This is a genomic window from Rhizobium sophorae (assembly GCF_013087515.1).
Lineage (GTDB): Bacteria > Pseudomonadota > Alphaproteobacteria > Rhizobiales > Rhizobiaceae > Rhizobium > Rhizobium sophorae.
The window spans coordinates 117,770-133,197 of sequence record NZ_JABFCN010000019.1; the positions used below are offsets into that span (position 1 = coordinate 117,770).

Consider the following 15,428-nt stretch of genomic DNA (forward strand, 5'->3'; position numbering starts at 1 on the left):
TCAACGCAAACCAACCGGCGCATACGTGTCCGCTTCCGTTTCAGGACACGCAGGAGATTTTATGTCAGTAGCCACCCCCTCCCGCGAGGATTTCGCGGCTCTTCTCGAAGAGTCCTTTGCCAAGAACGACCTGGCCGAAGGCTATGTCACCAAGGGCATCGTCACGGGCATCGAGAAGGACGTCGCCGTTGTCGACGTCGGCCTGAAGGTTGAAGGCCGCATCGCGCTCAAGGAATTCGGCGCGCGCGCCAAGGACGGCCTGTTGAAGGTCGGCGACGAAGTCGAAGTTTATGTCGAGCGCATCGAAAACGCGCTTGGCGAAGCCGTTCTGTCGCGCGAGAAGGCTCGCCGCGAAGAAAGCTGGGTCAAGCTCGAAGCCAAGTTCGAAGCTGGCGAGCGCGTCGAAGGCGTGATCTTCAACCAGGTCAAGGGCGGCTTCACGGTCGACCTCGACGGTGCGATCGCCTTCCTGCCGCGCTCTCAGGTCGATATTCGCCCGATCCGCGACGTGACCCCGCTGATGCACAACCCGCAGCCCTTCGAAATCCTCAAGATGGACAAGCGCCGCGGCAACATCGTGGTTTCGCGCCGTACGGTTCTGGAAGAATCCCGTGCCGAGCAGCGTTCTGAAATCGTTCAGAACCTCGAAGAAGGCCAGGTTGTCGACGGCGTCGTCAAGAACATCACCGATTACGGTGCGTTCGTTGACCTCGGCGGCATCGACGGCCTGCTGCACGTCACCGACATGGCATGGCGCCGTGTGAACCATCCGTCGGAAATCCTGAACATCGGCCAGCAGGTCAAGGTCCAGATCATCCGCATCAACCAGGAAACCCACCGTATCTCGCTCGGCATGAAGCAGCTCGAGAGCGATCCGTGGGATGGCATCCAGGCCAAGTATCCGGAAGGCAAGAAGATTTCCGGTACCGTCACGAACATCACCGACTACGGTGCGTTCGTCGAGCTGGAGCCGGGCATCGAAGGCCTGATCCACATCTCGGAAATGTCCTGGACCAAGAAGAACGTTCACCCCGGCAAGATCCTGTCCACGAGCCAGGAAGTCGAAGTCGTCGTTCTCGAAGTCGATCCGTCCAAGCGCCGTATTTCGCTCGGCCTCAAGCAGACGCTGGAAAACCCGTGGGCAGCATTCGCCCGCAGCCATCCGGCCGGCACTGAAGTCGAAGGCGAAGTCAAGAACAAGACCGAATTCGGCCTGTTCATCGGCCTCGACGGCGATGTCGACGGCATGGTGCACCTCTCCGACCTCGACTGGAACCGTCCGGGCGAACAGGTCATCGAGGAGTTCAACAAGGGTGACGTCGTCAAGGCCGTCGTTCTCGACGTCGATGTCGAGAAGGAACGCATCTCGCTCGGCATCAAGCAGCTCGGCAAGGATGCAGTCGGCGACGCCGCTGCTTCTGGCGACCTGCGCAAGAATGCAGTCGTTTCCTGCGAAGTGATCGCGGTCAACGACGGCGGCGTCGAAGTGAAGCTCGTCAACCACGAAGACATCACTTCCTTCATCCGTCGCGCCGACCTCGCCCGCGACCGCGACGAGCAGCGCCCTGAGCGCTTCTCGGTCGGCCAGGTGTTCGACGCCCGCGTCACCAACTTCTCCAAGAAGGACCGCAAGATCATGCTGTCCATCAAGGCTCTGGAGATTGCGGAAGAGAAGGAAGCCGTTGCCCAGTTCGGTTCGTCCGACAGCGGCGCTTCGCTCGGCGACATCCTGGGCGCAGCCCTGAAGAACCGCGGCGGCGAATAATCCTCGCATCCGCCTTTGAATTGAAGAACCCGCCGGAGCGATCCGGCGGGTTCTTCATTTTCAGGCGATGAAATGTGTTATTCCCAACCAACCATGCGCTGATAGAGCGCATAGACCGGATCGGCGGCCGCGCCTGGCTGATAGGCCGATGGTTCGGTATCGATCATCCTCGGCGTCCTACGCTCGGGTGTGGCGACGGTTTCTTCGGCATCGGGCTCGGCATCCTCGCCCCCGGACTGCGCCTGCTGCTCGTCCTGCTGAGCGTCGTCGCGGTGATGCTGATGCTGGTGGTGCGTTTCGCCCGCCTTCTCTTTCGACGGCGTATCCTTGGCGAACTGATAAGGCAGCTGGGTATAGGCAAGTCCTTCCGGCATCCTTGCCACCAGCGGCACATAGGAAGCCTCGGCCGTCTCAGGAACCGGCATCAGCTGCGGTTGCGCGGAGATTTCTTTCGGCTGACGGACAGCCGCAGCCACGGTCTCGATATCCATCTGCGATGGGCGGAGTGCTGCGGACTGGCGCGCATCGGGTGCGGTGAATTCGGCCGGCTGCCTGGTCAAGGTCTCGGTCGCATCGCTGATGACGGCGTCGTCGAGGATCGTATCGATCTCCACCGCCGCCTCGACGGGAACATCCTCCAGCACGGTTTCGACGTCCTGCTCGCGGATGATGGTGGCGATTATCTCGGAGACTTCTTCCGTCATGGAGGCGACAATTCCTGCCCAGTTCCTGGGAATGACAGGATCGACCTTTTCCGGCGTCGCGCTGGGTTGGATGACAGGCGGCTCCGGCGTTTCGTCTGCCGCTGCGGCTTCCGTCGGCAAGGGTTGCGCGGTTTCGATCTCCTGCGACGCAAATTTTTCCGGGGCGATCTCCTTTGCCGTCGCCGGGGCGGATTGAGCCCGGTTTTCACCCTTCGGCATTTCCGGATCGGCAGCTTCCACGGCTTCGGCGATGACCGCTTCCTCGACAGTCACCGGTGTTGCGACCTCGATCAGCGAATCGGCGGGCATGGGCAGCTTGTCTGCCGACTGGCGAATGGCGGCAGGCAGGCTGTCCTCATGTAGCTGGATCTCGGGGCGAGCTTCGGCGCGCATCGGCGATGCATCGTTCTGGCCATAGGAGCGGACGACGGCGCGGGCGGCGAGATCGCGATCCTTGTAGCGGACGATTTCCAGATAGGCGACGATGCGGGCGGCTTCAGGGCCTGTCGGGTTCTTCAGGGCTTCGGCGATCGTCCGGAGCGGCACGCTATGCCCCTGCTCGGTGAGCTGGCGCTCGACCTCATCGATCCTGGCTGCTGGCAGCCGCCGGATGGCATCGGCAAGCCGGGAGGCGAAAGCAAGATTGCTCTCGTCCTCGCCACGATCCAGCGAGATCGAGCGGCCTGCCGCATCGATGACATCGAAAAGCGCTTCGACCATGCGCTCGCGCGCGGCAAGGAGCAGAATATTGAGCTTGCCGGCAATGGCGGAATTGAGGTCGGCTGCTTCGACGGCGTTGACAGGTGCTGGGGCGATCACCGAGTGGCCGATACCACCGGCGACGATCGCCGCTGTCTGACCCTGGGACGAAAAGCTTGCATTGGACGCTGCACGAACGGGAGTCAACATGGCATGCTCCTTTCGCAAAGTGACGATGAAAGCAGGCTCTAGAAAAGGACCGCGCTCATCCGGTCCCCTTGCATCCCAGCAGATCCTCCTGTCCGCATGACGCAGTTCCGGCGTCATCGAAATGCATAAAAATTAACAGGAATATTAATGAACAGGCGTTAACGAATCGCTAACGGCCGCCGGCAAGCCTGCCGCACGGCTATTCGCAACCGTAGAATGAAAGCAATTCGCTCAGCTGTGGGCGAAGATATCGGCCTCTTCCCAGCCGAGCAGGTCGAGCTTGGCGCGGGTCGGCAGGAATTCGAAGCAGGCCGTCGCATGATCGTAGCGGCCGTCGCGGATCAACCGTTCCGTCAGCTTATCGCGCAACGCATGCAGATAGAGCACGTCGGAGGCGGCATATTCGAGCTGGGCCGGAGACAGCGTCTCGGCCGCCCAATCGGAAGATTGCTGCGCCTTGGAGACATCGACGTCGAGCATCTCCTTGAGATTGTCCTTGAGGCCGTGGCGATCCGTATAGGTCCGGATCAGGCGCGAGGCGATCTTGGTGCAGAATACCGGTGTCGTGGTGACGCCGAAGGTATGGAAGAGCACGGCAATATCGAAGCGGCCGTAATGAAAGATCTTCTGATGGGTGGGGTCTTCAAGCAGGGCGACGAGATTGGGCGCCTCTTTCTGACCGGCGGCGATGCGGATGATATCGGCGGTGCCGTCACCCGGCGAAAGCTGGACGACGCAGAGCCGATCGCGGCGCGGCACCAGACCGAGCGTTTCGGTGTCGATCGCAATCGCGCCGGTGTAGCGGGCGGCATCGACCGCGGAAATATCGCCTTCGTGATAACGTATGGTCGCTGCCATGAGACTGTCTTTCGTACGAATGCATCTCTTTGGGCTATAGCGCAAAGGCGCAGAGTGCGAAACCGCTTTGCTGCGGTAGAGCGCCATGTGTCCTCTGGACGCACAAAGGACGCTCTACCTTTTTTAATCTCTGCATCGCGCTTTCCGGAAATCGATTTCGATTTTTTCGGGCCGAGGCGCTGCGGTTCAGAATGTCGGCGGCGTATTGATCCAGAGAAGCACGGTTTCGCCATCGTGGCGGTTGCGCCAGGAATGATCGCGGCGGCTTTCGAAATAGAGTGAATCGCCGGGTCCGAGATCGAAGAATTGATCGCCGTCGAGCACCAGTTCGAGCCGGCCGGACAGAACATGCATGAATTCCTCGCCCTCGTGGCGATAAGCGCCCTCGCTGGCAGCACCCGGCGCCAGCACGAAACGATGGCAATCCATCATCCGGCGGCCTTCGGCGAGGAGCTGCACCGCGACACCCGGCGTCGTTTCCGGCCAAGCGCGCCATTCGCCGGCGCGCACCAGCTCTGACACGTCCCCGCTTTTCTCACCTGAGAGGCGCGAGACGGTGGTTCCGTAATACTCTGCCAGATCGTGCAGCGTCTTGAAGCTGACGCCCTGCGAGGTGCGCTCCAGCGTCGAGAGCGTCGACGAGGTGACGCCGATGTCGCCGGCCACCTGATCGAGTGTCTTGCCGCTCGCATGGCGCAGGCTGCGCAGCTTGCGGCCGAGGCCGGTATCCTGGCTTGCCTCGGCGCCGTCGGCGGAAGGTTCCTCACTCTCCAGCGCCTCGCGGATTGCCGCGGGATTGAGGCCGCGCTCGACACGATACCAGGAGATGCGCTTCAGCCGCGCCACATCGTCGGCGCTGTATTGCCGATGGCCGGTTTCCGAACGACCGGGAACCACCAGACCCTGGCTTTCCCAGAGGCGCAGCGTCGAGGCCGAAACACCCGCCAGCCGCGCGGCTTCCGCCACCTTGTAGCGTACAGGCCCAATATCATTCATCCGAAACTATCCCCGATTCCAATCGCCCAGAGCCTCCATCAAAAAGCGTGATGTTTGAAGCAAAAAATGCCTCTTGTTTTCTTGCAGGAAAAATGTAGGAGTTTTATATGCATCTTGCAGAAATTATACAAGATAACTTTCAAACCCTTTCCGCGCAGGAGCCACCAATGAACGCGACAAGCCTTACCGACCGGAAGAACGCCGCTATTTCACGCGGCGTCGGCATGACCACTCAGATCTATGCCGATCGTGCAGAGAATGCGGAGATCTGGGACAAGGAAGGCCGCCGTTACATCGATTTTGCCGCCGGCATCGCCGTTCTCAACACCGGCCACCGCCATCCTCGGGTCATCGCAGCGGTCAAGGATCAGCTCGACCGCTTCACCCATACCTGCCATCAGGTGGTGCCCTACGAAAGCTACGTCCACCTTGCCGAACGGCTGAACGCGCTGCTGCCTGGTGATTTCGAGAAGAAGACGATCTTCGTCACGACGGGCGCCGAGGCTGTCGAGAACGCCGTCAAGATCGCGCGCGCCGCAACCGGCCGCTCGGCCGTCATCGCCTTTGGCGGCGGCTTCCATGGCCGCACCTTCATGGGCATGGCGCTGACCGGCAAGGTCGTGCCTTACAAAGTCGGTTTCGGCGCGATGCCCGGCGATGTCTTCCATATTCCCTTCCCAGTCGAGCTGCATGGCGTCACCGCCGACCAGTCGCTGGCGGCGCTGAAGAAGCTCTTCGCCGCCGATGTCGATCCGCAGCGCGTCGCGGCCATCATCATCGAGCCGGTACAAGGCGAAGGCGGATTCTACTCCGCACCCGCCGCCTTCATGAAGGCGCTGCGCGAGCTCTGCGACCAGCACGGCATCCTGCTGATCGCCGACGAGGTGCAGACCGGTTTTGCCCGCACCGGCAGGATGTTCGCAATGGATCACCACGAGGTAGCGCCCGACCTGACGACGATGGCAAAGAGCCTTGCCGGCGGTTTTCCGCTCGCCGCCGTCACCGGCCGCGCCGCAATCATGGATGCGCCAGGACCGGGCGGGCTCGGCGGCACCTATGGCGGCAATCCGCTCGGGATCGCCGCTGCCCACGCCGTGCTCGACGTCATTGCTGACGAAGATCTCTGCAACCGCGCCAACCAGCTTGGCGGACGGCTGAAGCAGCGGCTGGAATCGTTGCGCGAGACGGTGCCGGAGATCGTCGATATCCGCGGACCGGGCTTCATGAACGCCGTCGAATTCAACGACCGGACGACGGGACTGCCGAGCGCGGAATTCGCCAACCGGGTGCGGCTGATCGCGCTCGACAAGGGCCTGATCCTGCTCACCTGCGGCGTCCACGGAAACGTCATCCGCTTCCTCGCGCCGATCACCATCCAGGACGAGATCCTCGGCGAAGCGCTCGATATCCTCGAAGCTTCGATGCTGGAAGCAAGCGCGGGCCGTTAAGCGCACCCGAACCGGATTTCAATGGCTGCCGGCAACCGGCAGCCGCACTCCCAAGGAGGATATGACATGGCTTTCACCACTGCACTGACCAGACACGTTCCCTTCTCCTCGCCCTTGCTGCGCGATGCCGGCTATATCGACGGCGTCTGGACATCAGGCGATGCCACGAGGACTTTCGACGTGCTGAACCCGGCAACCGGCGAATTGCTCGCCTCGCTGCCCGATATGGGTGCGGCAGAGACGCGGGCGGCGATCGACGCAGCCCATGCCGCCCAGCCGGGCTGGGCTGCCCGCCCGGCCAAGGAGCGCAGCGCGATCCTGCGCAAATGGTTCGACCTGATGGTTGCCAATGCTGACGAACTCGCGGCAATCCTGACCGCCGAAATGGGCAAGCCGTTCCCGGAAGCGCGCGGCGAGATCCTTTACGCCGCGGCCTATATCGAATGGTATGCGGAGGAAGCAAAGCGCATCTACGGCGAGACGATCCCCGCGCCTTCCGACGATAAACGGATGATCGTCATCAAGCAGCCGGTCGGCGTCGTCGGCACGATTACGCCGTGGAATTTCCCGGCGGCGATGATCACCCGCAAGATCGCCCCAGCGCTTGCCGTCGGCTGCACCGTGGTCTCGAAGCCCGCCGAGCAGACGCCGCTGACGGCGATCGCGCTTGCCGTGCTCGCCGAGCAGGCCGGCATTCCGGCCGGCGTCTTCAACGTCATCGTCGGGGTCGACGGTCCGGCAATCGGCCGCGAGCTCTGCGGCAACGAAAAGGTGCGCAAGATCAGCTTCACCGGTTCGACGGAGGTCGGCCGCATCCTGATGCGGCAGTGCGCCGACCAGATCAAGAAGGTGAGCCTGGAGCTCGGCGGCAACGCGCCCTTCATCGTCTTCGACGATGCCGATCTCGACGCTGCCGTCGAGGGCGCGATCGCTTCGAAATACCGCAATGCCGGTCAGACCTGCGTCTGCGCCAACCGCCTCTATGTCCAGTCGAACGTCTATGACGCCTTCGCGGCCAAGCTTGCCGGCAAGGTCGCCGAGATGTCGGTCGGCGACGGTTTCAAGCCGGGTGTCGTGATCGGGCCGCTGATCGACGAGCAAGGCCTTGCCAAGGTGGAAGATCATGTCAGCGACGCGCTTGCCAAGGGCGCCAAGGTGCTGACCGGCGGCAAGCGCATCGACGGCGCCGGCACTTTCTTCACGCCGACGGTGCTGACAGGCGTTGCACGCGGCATGAAGGTGGCGCGCGAGGAGACCTTCGGGCCGGTGGCGCCGCTCTTTCGCTTCGACACGGTCGAGGATGTCATTCAACAGGCCAACGACACGGAGTTCGGCCTCGCCGCCTATTTCTACGCCGGCGATCTGAAGAAGGTCTGGCGGGTGGCGGAAGCGCTGGAATACGGCATGATCGGCATCAATACCGGCCTGATGTCATCCGAGACGGCACCCTTCGGCGGCATCAAGCAATCCGGTCTCGGCCGCGAAGGCTCGCGGCACGGCGCCAACGACTATCTGGAAATGAAATATCTCTGCATCGGCGGCGTTTGATTCACCATCCTAGTGAGAAGGGCACGCGGCATTCAGCCGCGTGTCGTCAATAATGCGGCGGGCGGGTGATCGCTGGCGCGTCCAGCGACTGCTCCTCCAGCGACAGGAAGCGTTCGGTCAGCCGGTCGAGCTTGGTGCGCATCTGCTCGACCGTTTTCCATTGCTCGGCGAGCTGATCGGAAAGCTCTTCGATCGTCTTTGCCTGGTAGGCCAGCATTTCTTCCAGCCGGGTGATGCGGTTCGTCTCGTCGGACATGAGAGCCTTTCCGGGTTAGATTGCAGCATTCTGCCGGAGCAGATTTTCGTCAGGGCAAAGGCGATTGGCGAAGGGCATACCTCTTGGTACGTCCGAGCCGATCGCCTTTGCCCTGGCGAAAAGATGCCCGGCCCTTCGGGTTGGCTGAAACGGGCCGCCTGCTCGACCGGCCGGCTTGGCCGTAGAACCGGGCTACCACGCGCGCCGGCCGGTCGACCATCCGACTCCGTTTGAGCCAACAGAATGCTACAATCTAACCCGGAAAGGCTCTACATCCTCCTTTGCCGAAACCGGCAGAACAGATGGTTCTGCAAAGCGGAAATAGGTCGCCTCGTCAATGCTTTCCATGCCCGGCGCGGCCATGCGCAAAACTGTACCGTTTGGTTACTAAAAGACCTTGCCGTGCCTGATGTTGTGGGGTAGGCCGTTATCCATCAGGGAGGAATACTGATGGATGCAGGAAACGGCTTTCTTCATCCGGACCGGCTTTTTCCGGCTGATCCGGCAACACGGACCATCGCGCGCGACCTCTACGAGACGGTGCGCAATCTTCCGATCGTCAGTCCGCACGGGCATACCGAACCCTCCTGGTTCGCCGACGACAAGCCCTTTGAAGACGCGGCCTCGCTGCTGGTCATTCCCGATCACTATCTCTTCCGCATGCTGCACAGCGTCGGCGTCACATTGGACGAGCTCGGCGTGCCGCGGCTCGACGGCAAGCCGGTGGCAACGGGACGGGCGATCTGGCGGACTTTTGCCGCACACTACCGCCTTTTCCGCGGGACGCCTTCGAGCCTCTGGGTCGACCACGCCATGTCGGCCGTGCTCGGCTGCACCGAGCCGCTGACATCAGACAATGCCGATGCGCTCTACGATCATATCAATGCCCAGCTTGCCCTTCCGGAATTCCGCCCGCGGGCGCTGCATCAGCGATTCGGCATCGAAACGATCGCGACGACGGATGGAGCGCTCGATCCTCTGGCGCATCACCAGAAGATGGCGGCCGACGGCTGGATCGGCAAGGTGCGCACCACCTACAGGCCGGACAGCGTCACCGATCCCGATGCCGTCGGCTTCCGCGACAATCTCATCAAGTTCGGAGAGATCACCGGCACTGAGGTAACACGCTGGGACGGTCTTATCGAGGCGCATCGGCGCCGGCGCGCCTATTTCCGCCAGTTCGGCGCCACCGCGACCGATCACGGCGTGCCTACCGCCTTTACATCAGATCTGCCGCTTGCGGAAAAACAAGCGCTGCTCGACAAGGCGCTGAAGGGTCCGCTTTCGGCCGAGGATGCCGAGCTCTTCCGCGGCCAGATGATGACCGAGATGGCCGGACTTTCGGCCGAGGACGGCATGGTAATGCAGATCCATGCCGGCTCGCGACGCAATACCGACAGCGGGCTGTTTGCGACCCGCGGCCCGAATATGGGCGCCGATATCCCCACACCCACGGACTGGGTCGGCGGCTTGAATGCGCTGCTATCAAAGTATGGTCACGCACCGGGTTTGCGTGTGCTGCTCTTCACGCTCGACGAGACGACCTATGCACGCGAGCTGGCGCCGATGGCTGGCCATTGGCCCTGCCTGATGATCGGCCCGCCATGGTGGTTCCACGACAGCCCGCTCGGCATCCGCCGTTACCTCGACCAGGTTGTGGAGACGGCGGGTTTTGCCAATATGGCGGGTTTCAACGACGATACTCGGGCGCTGCTTTCGATCCCGGCGCGGCATGACGTCTGGCGCCGCGAAGTCTGCCGCTTCCTTGCCCAGCTCGCCGCCGAGCACCGGATTTCCAAGCGGGAAGCCGAGATCGTCGCAGGCGAGCTCTCCTATGGCAATGCAAAGAAGGCCTACAAGCTGTGAGCGACAGACTACAAAACCTGACCGGCCTTGCGCCGACGGCGAAACTTCCCGCCTATGACAGGAATGCGCTGAAGGCCGGCATCCTGCATCTCGGCCCGGGCGCCTTCTTCCGCGCCCATTTCGCGCCCTTCACGGACGGCGCGCTCGCAGCCGCAGGCGGAGACTGGGGCATCGAGGTGGCAAGCCTGCGCACGCCCGATGTCGCCGACAATCTGAGCGCCCAGAACGGGCTCTATACGACGTTGATCCGCGATACCTCAGGCACGACGGCTGAGGTGGTCGGCTCGATCCTGAAGGCACATGTGGCGCCGCGCGATCCGGCTGGCCTGCTGGCGCGGCTCGAAGATCCCGCTATCCGCATCGTCAGCATGACGGTGACGGAAAAGGCCTATGGTTTCGATCCGGCAACCGGCGGCCTCGACCTGAAGCACCCCGATATCGTCGCCGACCTCGCCAGCCGGCATGCGCCGCGCGGCGTCATCGGCTACCTCGTCGAAGGCCTTGCGCGCCGCCGGCAGAAGGGGATCGCACCCTTTACGCCGCTGAGCTGCGACAACTTGCCGAGCAACGGCGCTGTGCTGAAGCGCCTGGTGCTGGAATTCACCTCCCGCATAGATCCCGACCTGCATCGCTGGATCGAAGCGAATGTGCCCTTCCCGTCGACGATGGTCGACCGCATCACGCCGGCCAGCACCGAGGCGACCTATGCCGATGCCGAACGGCTGACGGGCCGCACGGATATGGCGGCGATCGAGACCGAACCCTTTACGCAATGGGTCATCGAAGACCATTTCGCCAATGGCCGGCCGGCCTGGGAAAAGGTCCGCGGCGCACTGATGGTCGAGGAGGTCTCGGCCTACGAGAAGATGAAGCTGCGGATGCTGAATGGCGCGCATTCGCTGCTTGCCTATCTCGGTTATATCGGCGGCTATGAATTCATCCGCGACGTGATGGACGATGCAGCCCTGGCAGCACTGGCCTACCGGCACATGCATGCGGCCGCCAGAACGCTCGACGCGGTGCCCGGCATCGATCTCGATGCCTACGCCAATGAATTGATAGCACGCTTTGCAAACAAGGCGATCGCCCATCGCACCTATCAGATCGCCATGGACGGAACGCAGAAACTGCCGCAGCGGCTGCTGGAGCCGGCAAGCGAGGCGCTGGCGCATGGCGACAGGGCGGAGACCTATGCGATCGCCGTAGCGGCGTGGATGCGCTATGCGATCGGCGAACACGGCAACGGCGAGCGCTACGAACTGCGCGATCCCAGGGCTGGCGAAATCGCCGCCCTCATCGCCGATGTCCCGCGCACTGGCCTTGCGATCTCGGCGGCTCTCTTTACCCTTCCCGGACTTTTCCCGGCGGCTTTGACAGGCCACCGGGCGTGGACGCAGGATGTGGCTGACAAACTGGAGATCCTGATCCAGGACGACCGGTTGCCGCTGTTCTGAGATTTGGAGCTTGCTGGCGAAAGAGAGGGTGTGTCATGCGGTACCCCCCTCTGCCCTGCCGGGCATCTCCCCCACAAGGGGGGAGATCGGATGGGCGAGATGGCTTCCCCAAACAATGAAGGTAGGACGATTCCCAATACGGTAGAGAGGAAACGATGATCCAACCTCCTGCCGATCTCCCCACCTGTGGGGGAGATGCCCGGCAGGGCAGAGGGGGGTACCACACTGTACGCCCTCTCCCGGGTCACCTGTGTTGTCAGGCCTTCACCCGCGCCATATCGGGATCGTAGAGCGGCGACAGCGATACCTTGCAGGGGATGCGTTCCCGCGCGACATCAAGCTCATAGGTGCCGGAGAGGACGAAATCTTCCGTCACGCCGTCGGGATTGCGGACGTAGCCGTAACCGATCGGCTTGCCCAGCGTATAACCGAAGCCGCCGCTCGACAGCCAGCCGACGCGCTTGCCGTCGCGATAGATCGTTTCGCGGCCGAGCAGCACGGCATCCGCATCCTCGGGAATGAAGCAGGCGAGGCGCTTCTTGACGCCTCCCGAAAGCTGCTGCTCGATCGCCTCACGGCCGCGGAAGGGAATATTCTTCCGCGTCTTCACCGCCCAGCCGAGACCGGCCTCGACCGGCGTATGGTCGGGACCGATATCCGACCCCCAGGCGCGATAACCCTTTTCCAGGCGGCAGCTCTCGATCGCGCGGTAGCCGGCATTGACGAGGCCGAGCTCGCCGCCTGATGCCATCAGCACGTCGTAGACCGTGGTCGCATATTCAACGGGAACATGCAGTTCGTAGCCGAGCTCCCCGACATAGGTGATGCGCAGCGCCCGCACCGGGCAGCCTGCAATGCCGATGGTCCTGACCTTGCCGAAGGGGAAGGCCGCATTCGAGACGTCGCTGCCCGTCACCTTTTCCAGCACGGCACGGGAATTCGGTCCCATCAGCGACAGCACGGAATAGGCGGAGGTGACGTCGACCAGTTCGGCATGCATCGCCGCCGGGATATTACGTGCGATCCAATCGAAGTCATGGGTGGCGAAGCCGGTACCGGTGACGATGTAATATTCGTTCTCGGCGATGCGGGCGACCGTCACATCACATTCGATGCCGCCCTTGTCGTTGAGCATCTGTGTGTAAACGAGCGATCCCACAGGCCTTGCGACATCGTTGGAGGCGATCCAGGACAAGGCTGCCTCGGCATCCCTGCCCTTCAGCACGAATTTGGCAAAGGACGTCTGGTCGAAGATGACGGCCGCTTCGCGCACCGCCTTGTGTTCGCGGCCAACGGCGTCGAACCAATTCTGGCGGCCGTAGCTGTAGATATCCTTCGGCTCCTCGTTGGCGAAGAGATCGGCAAACCAGTTCGGCCGTTCCCAGCCGAGCTTTTCGCCGAAACAGGCGCCCTGCGCCTTCAGCCGGTCATAGAGCGGCGATTTGCGGCAGGGGCGGCCACTCGAATGTTCCTCGAACGGCCAGGCCATGGTGTAATGTTTGCCATAGGCTTCAAGCGTGCGTGTCCGCACCCAGTCGGTATCGAAATGCGGCCGGCCGAAACGGCGGATATCGACCGGCCAGAGATCATAGGGCGGCTCGCCCTTCGTCACCCATTCGGCCAGCGCCATGCCGGCTCCGCCGGCCGAAGCGATGCCGAAGGCGTTGAAACCGGCGCCGATGAAGAAATTCCTCAGCTCCGGCGCCTCGCCAAGAATGAAGTTGCCATCCGGCGTAAAGCTTTCCGGGCCGTTCAGCAGCTGCTTGACGCCGACATTTTCCAGCGCCGGAACGCGCCCGAGCGCCTGTTCCATAATCTGCTCGAAATGGTCGAAATTACTGTCCAGCAGCGTGTAGTGGAAACCGTCGGGGATACCGTTTTTCGCCCAGAGGATGGGGTTCGGCTCGTAGCCGCCCATGACGATGCCGCCGACCTCTTCCTTGTAATAGGTCAGGCGATCGGGATCGCGCAGCGTCGGCAGGTTAGAGGGCACGCCGAAAGATTCGGTGATGATGTATTGGTGCTCGACGGAGACCAGCGGCACGTTGACGCCGAAGCGGGCGGCGAAGGCGCGCGTCCATTGGCCGGCACAGACGACGACGCGCTCGCATTCGATGCGCCCTTGCGCCGTAACGACGGCACGAATCTTCCCCCTGTCGATTTCAAGGTCGAGGACTTCGGTATCCTCGAAGATCGAAACGCCCGACATGCGGGCGCCCTTTGCCAGCGCCTGGGTGATGTCGGAGGGATTGGCCTGGCCGTCGGTCGGGAGGAAGGCAGCGCCGACGAGATCGTCGACCGTCATCAGCGGCCAGAGATCGAAGGCTTCCTGCGGGGTCAGCAACTGCATTTCGAGGCCGAAGGACTGGGCGGTGGTCGCCTGGCGCCTGACCTCGGTCCAGCGTTCCTCGTTGCAGGCAAGGCGCAGGCCGCCATTCATCTTCCAGCCGGTGCCGAGACCCGTTTCCTCCTCCAGCCCCTTGTAGAGATCGACGGAATAGCCGAGAAGCTGGGTGATGTTGGCGCTGGTGCGCAGTTGGCCGACAAGGCCGGCGGCATGGAAGGTGGTGCCCGAGGTAAGCTTCTTGCGCTCCAGCAGCACGGTATCGGTCCAGCCGAGCTTGCCGAGATGATAGGCTGTCGAGCAGCCGATGATGCCGCCGCCGATGACCACGGCTTTCGCCGTCTTCGGTAATTCCTTCGTCATTTATGATCCCGTTCAAAGGCTTGATAAGCGCGTTCGAAGCGCGCGAGATTTTCGGCCGTGTAGCCGACGTAATCGAAATCGATGCTGGAATGAATTTCCGAAATCATGCTCCAGAGCGTCTCGCGCAGTAGCGAGGCGCATTTCATCGCGGCATAGCGCGTGGCGAGATCATCGGTCAGCGGCCGGTCGAAATAGGTCTCCAGCATCGTGCGCTCGGCCGCTTGCGAGAGTTCATTGTTGGAGGCCAATCCGCCAAGATCGAAAAGCGGTGTATTGAAACCGGCATAGTCCCAGTCGATCAGCCAGAGCCGCTTGCCGTCATCGAGAAAGTTGGCGGCCAGCAGGTCGTTGTGGCCGAAGGCGATCTCGAAAGGCCCTGCCACCTCTTCCAGCGTCTCTGCCCGGCCGACGAGCCCCGGCAGCAGAGGAAGATAGGCGCTCTCCGACGCCTTCAGATTGGCGGCGTAATCGCGGATGACGTGGAAGACCCAGAAGATCATCGCCTGACCTCGGAAATGCCGGGCGATGTCGCGATGGCAGGCACGCACCAGCGGCAAGACCCGGGCGAGCATTTGTGGCGCCCTGATATCCTCCGGCGAAAGCGATCGCGCCTCGATATATTCGAGCACCAGCACGCCCGGCGAATGGTGGATGACGGCAGGCGAAATGCCGGCGGCATGGGCCGCACGGCTTGCGGCAAGCTCGTTCTGCCTGTTGATGTGATGGATCGGGATATCGGTGCCGAGTCTCACCACGCAACGCGCGACGGCATCGCTGACCAGATAGTTCCGATTGGTGATGCCGCCTGCTATCGGCGAAATGTCGATCGGGCCCTGCCAGATGCCGAGCGCATGAATCCTATCTTCAGGCGTCATGCTATCCCCCTTGCCCTGTGGAAATGATGGGGCAGAGAGGGA

The 15,428-nt window shown here is 62.4% G+C and carries 11 protein-coding genes; 5 read left to right on the forward strand and 6 right to left on the reverse strand.

Annotation, left to right across the window (positions count from 1 at the left end; all coding sequences use genetic code 11):
* Nucleotides 1-61: 61 nt before the first annotated feature.
* Nucleotides 62-1,765, forward strand: coding sequence for a 30S ribosomal protein S1 (rpsA, locus tag G9X64_RS11865; RefSeq protein WP_003544285.1), 1,704 nt, complete (start codon nt 62-64; stop codon nt 1,763-1,765).
* A gap of 77 nt (nt 1,766-1,842) precedes the next feature.
* Here rpsA and G9X64_RS11870 read toward each other — a convergent pair whose 3' ends face one another.
* The 3 genes from G9X64_RS11870 to G9X64_RS11880 all read right to left on the reverse strand — a co-directional run bounded on the left by G9X64_RS11870 (nt 1,843) and on the right by G9X64_RS11880 (nt 5,232).
* Entirely contained in the window at nt 1,843-3,378 is a 1,536-nt protein-coding gene (locus G9X64_RS11870) for a hypothetical protein (protein WP_171376591.1), read from the reverse strand.
* Nucleotides 3,379-3,609: 231 nt separating this feature from the next.
* Nucleotides 3,610-4,236 carry a ribonuclease D gene (locus tag G9X64_RS11875; RefSeq protein ID WP_168312060.1) on the reverse strand — a complete coding sequence of 209 codons (627 nt, stop codon included), beginning with the start codon at nt 4,234-4,236 and terminating at the stop codon, nt 3,610-3,612.
* 186 nt (nt 4,237-4,422) lie between these two features.
* A complete protein-coding gene (locus G9X64_RS11880) occupies nt 4,423-5,232 on the reverse strand; it encodes a MerR family transcriptional regulator (RefSeq protein ID WP_168312059.1) in 810 nt (269 codons plus the stop codon).
* Nucleotides 5,233-5,399: 167 nt separating this feature from the next.
* Here G9X64_RS11880 and G9X64_RS11885 point away from each other — a divergent pair, with 167 nt between their 5' ends.
* On the forward strand, nt 5,400-6,680 hold the full coding sequence (locus G9X64_RS11885) for a 4-aminobutyrate--2-oxoglutarate transaminase (protein WP_065281747.1): 1,281 nt from the start codon (nt 5,400-5,402) through the stop codon (nt 6,678-6,680).
* A 66-nt stretch (nt 6,681-6,746) separates the two neighbouring features.
* Nucleotides 6,747-8,228 (forward strand): NAD-dependent succinate-semialdehyde dehydrogenase, encoded by a 1,482-nt coding sequence (locus G9X64_RS11890; protein WP_168312058.1) that lies wholly within the window; start codon nt 6,747-6,749, stop codon nt 8,226-8,228.
* Nucleotides 8,229-8,274: 46 nt separating this feature from the next.
* Here G9X64_RS11890 and G9X64_RS11895 read toward each other — a convergent pair whose 3' ends face one another.
* The gene (locus G9X64_RS11895; RefSeq protein WP_168312057.1) at nt 8,275-8,484 is read right to left on the reverse strand and encodes a SlyX family protein; all 210 of its coding nucleotides are present in this window, start codon (nt 8,482-8,484) and stop codon (nt 8,275-8,277) included.
* Nucleotides 8,485-8,934: 450 nt separating this feature from the next.
* Between G9X64_RS11895 and uxaC the strand changes: the two genes are divergently transcribed.
* Nucleotides 8,935-10,350, forward strand: a complete 1,416-nt coding sequence (uxaC, locus tag G9X64_RS11900; protein ID WP_171376592.1) for a glucuronate isomerase — start codon at nt 8,935-8,937, stop codon at nt 10,348-10,350.
* Nucleotides 10,347-11,804 carry a mannitol dehydrogenase family protein gene (locus G9X64_RS11905; protein ID WP_168312055.1) on the forward strand — a complete coding sequence of 486 codons (1,458 nt, stop codon included), beginning with the start codon at nt 10,347-10,349 and terminating at the stop codon, nt 11,802-11,804. Before uxaC ends, G9X64_RS11905 begins: the two co-directional genes overlap by 4 nt.
* A 256-nt stretch (nt 11,805-12,060) precedes the next feature.
* Here G9X64_RS11905 and G9X64_RS11910 read toward each other — a convergent pair whose 3' ends face one another.
* Entirely contained in the window at nt 12,061-14,511 is a 2,451-nt protein-coding gene (locus G9X64_RS11910) for a GcvT family protein (RefSeq protein WP_171376593.1), read from the reverse strand.
* On the reverse strand, nt 14,508-15,386 hold the full coding sequence (locus G9X64_RS11915; protein ID WP_171376594.1) for a choline/ethanolamine kinase family protein: 879 nt from the start codon (nt 15,384-15,386) through the stop codon (nt 14,508-14,510). The genes G9X64_RS11910 and G9X64_RS11915 overlap by 4 nt, the downstream gene beginning before the upstream one ends.
* Between the last annotated feature and the right edge of the window lie 42 nt (nt 15,387-15,428).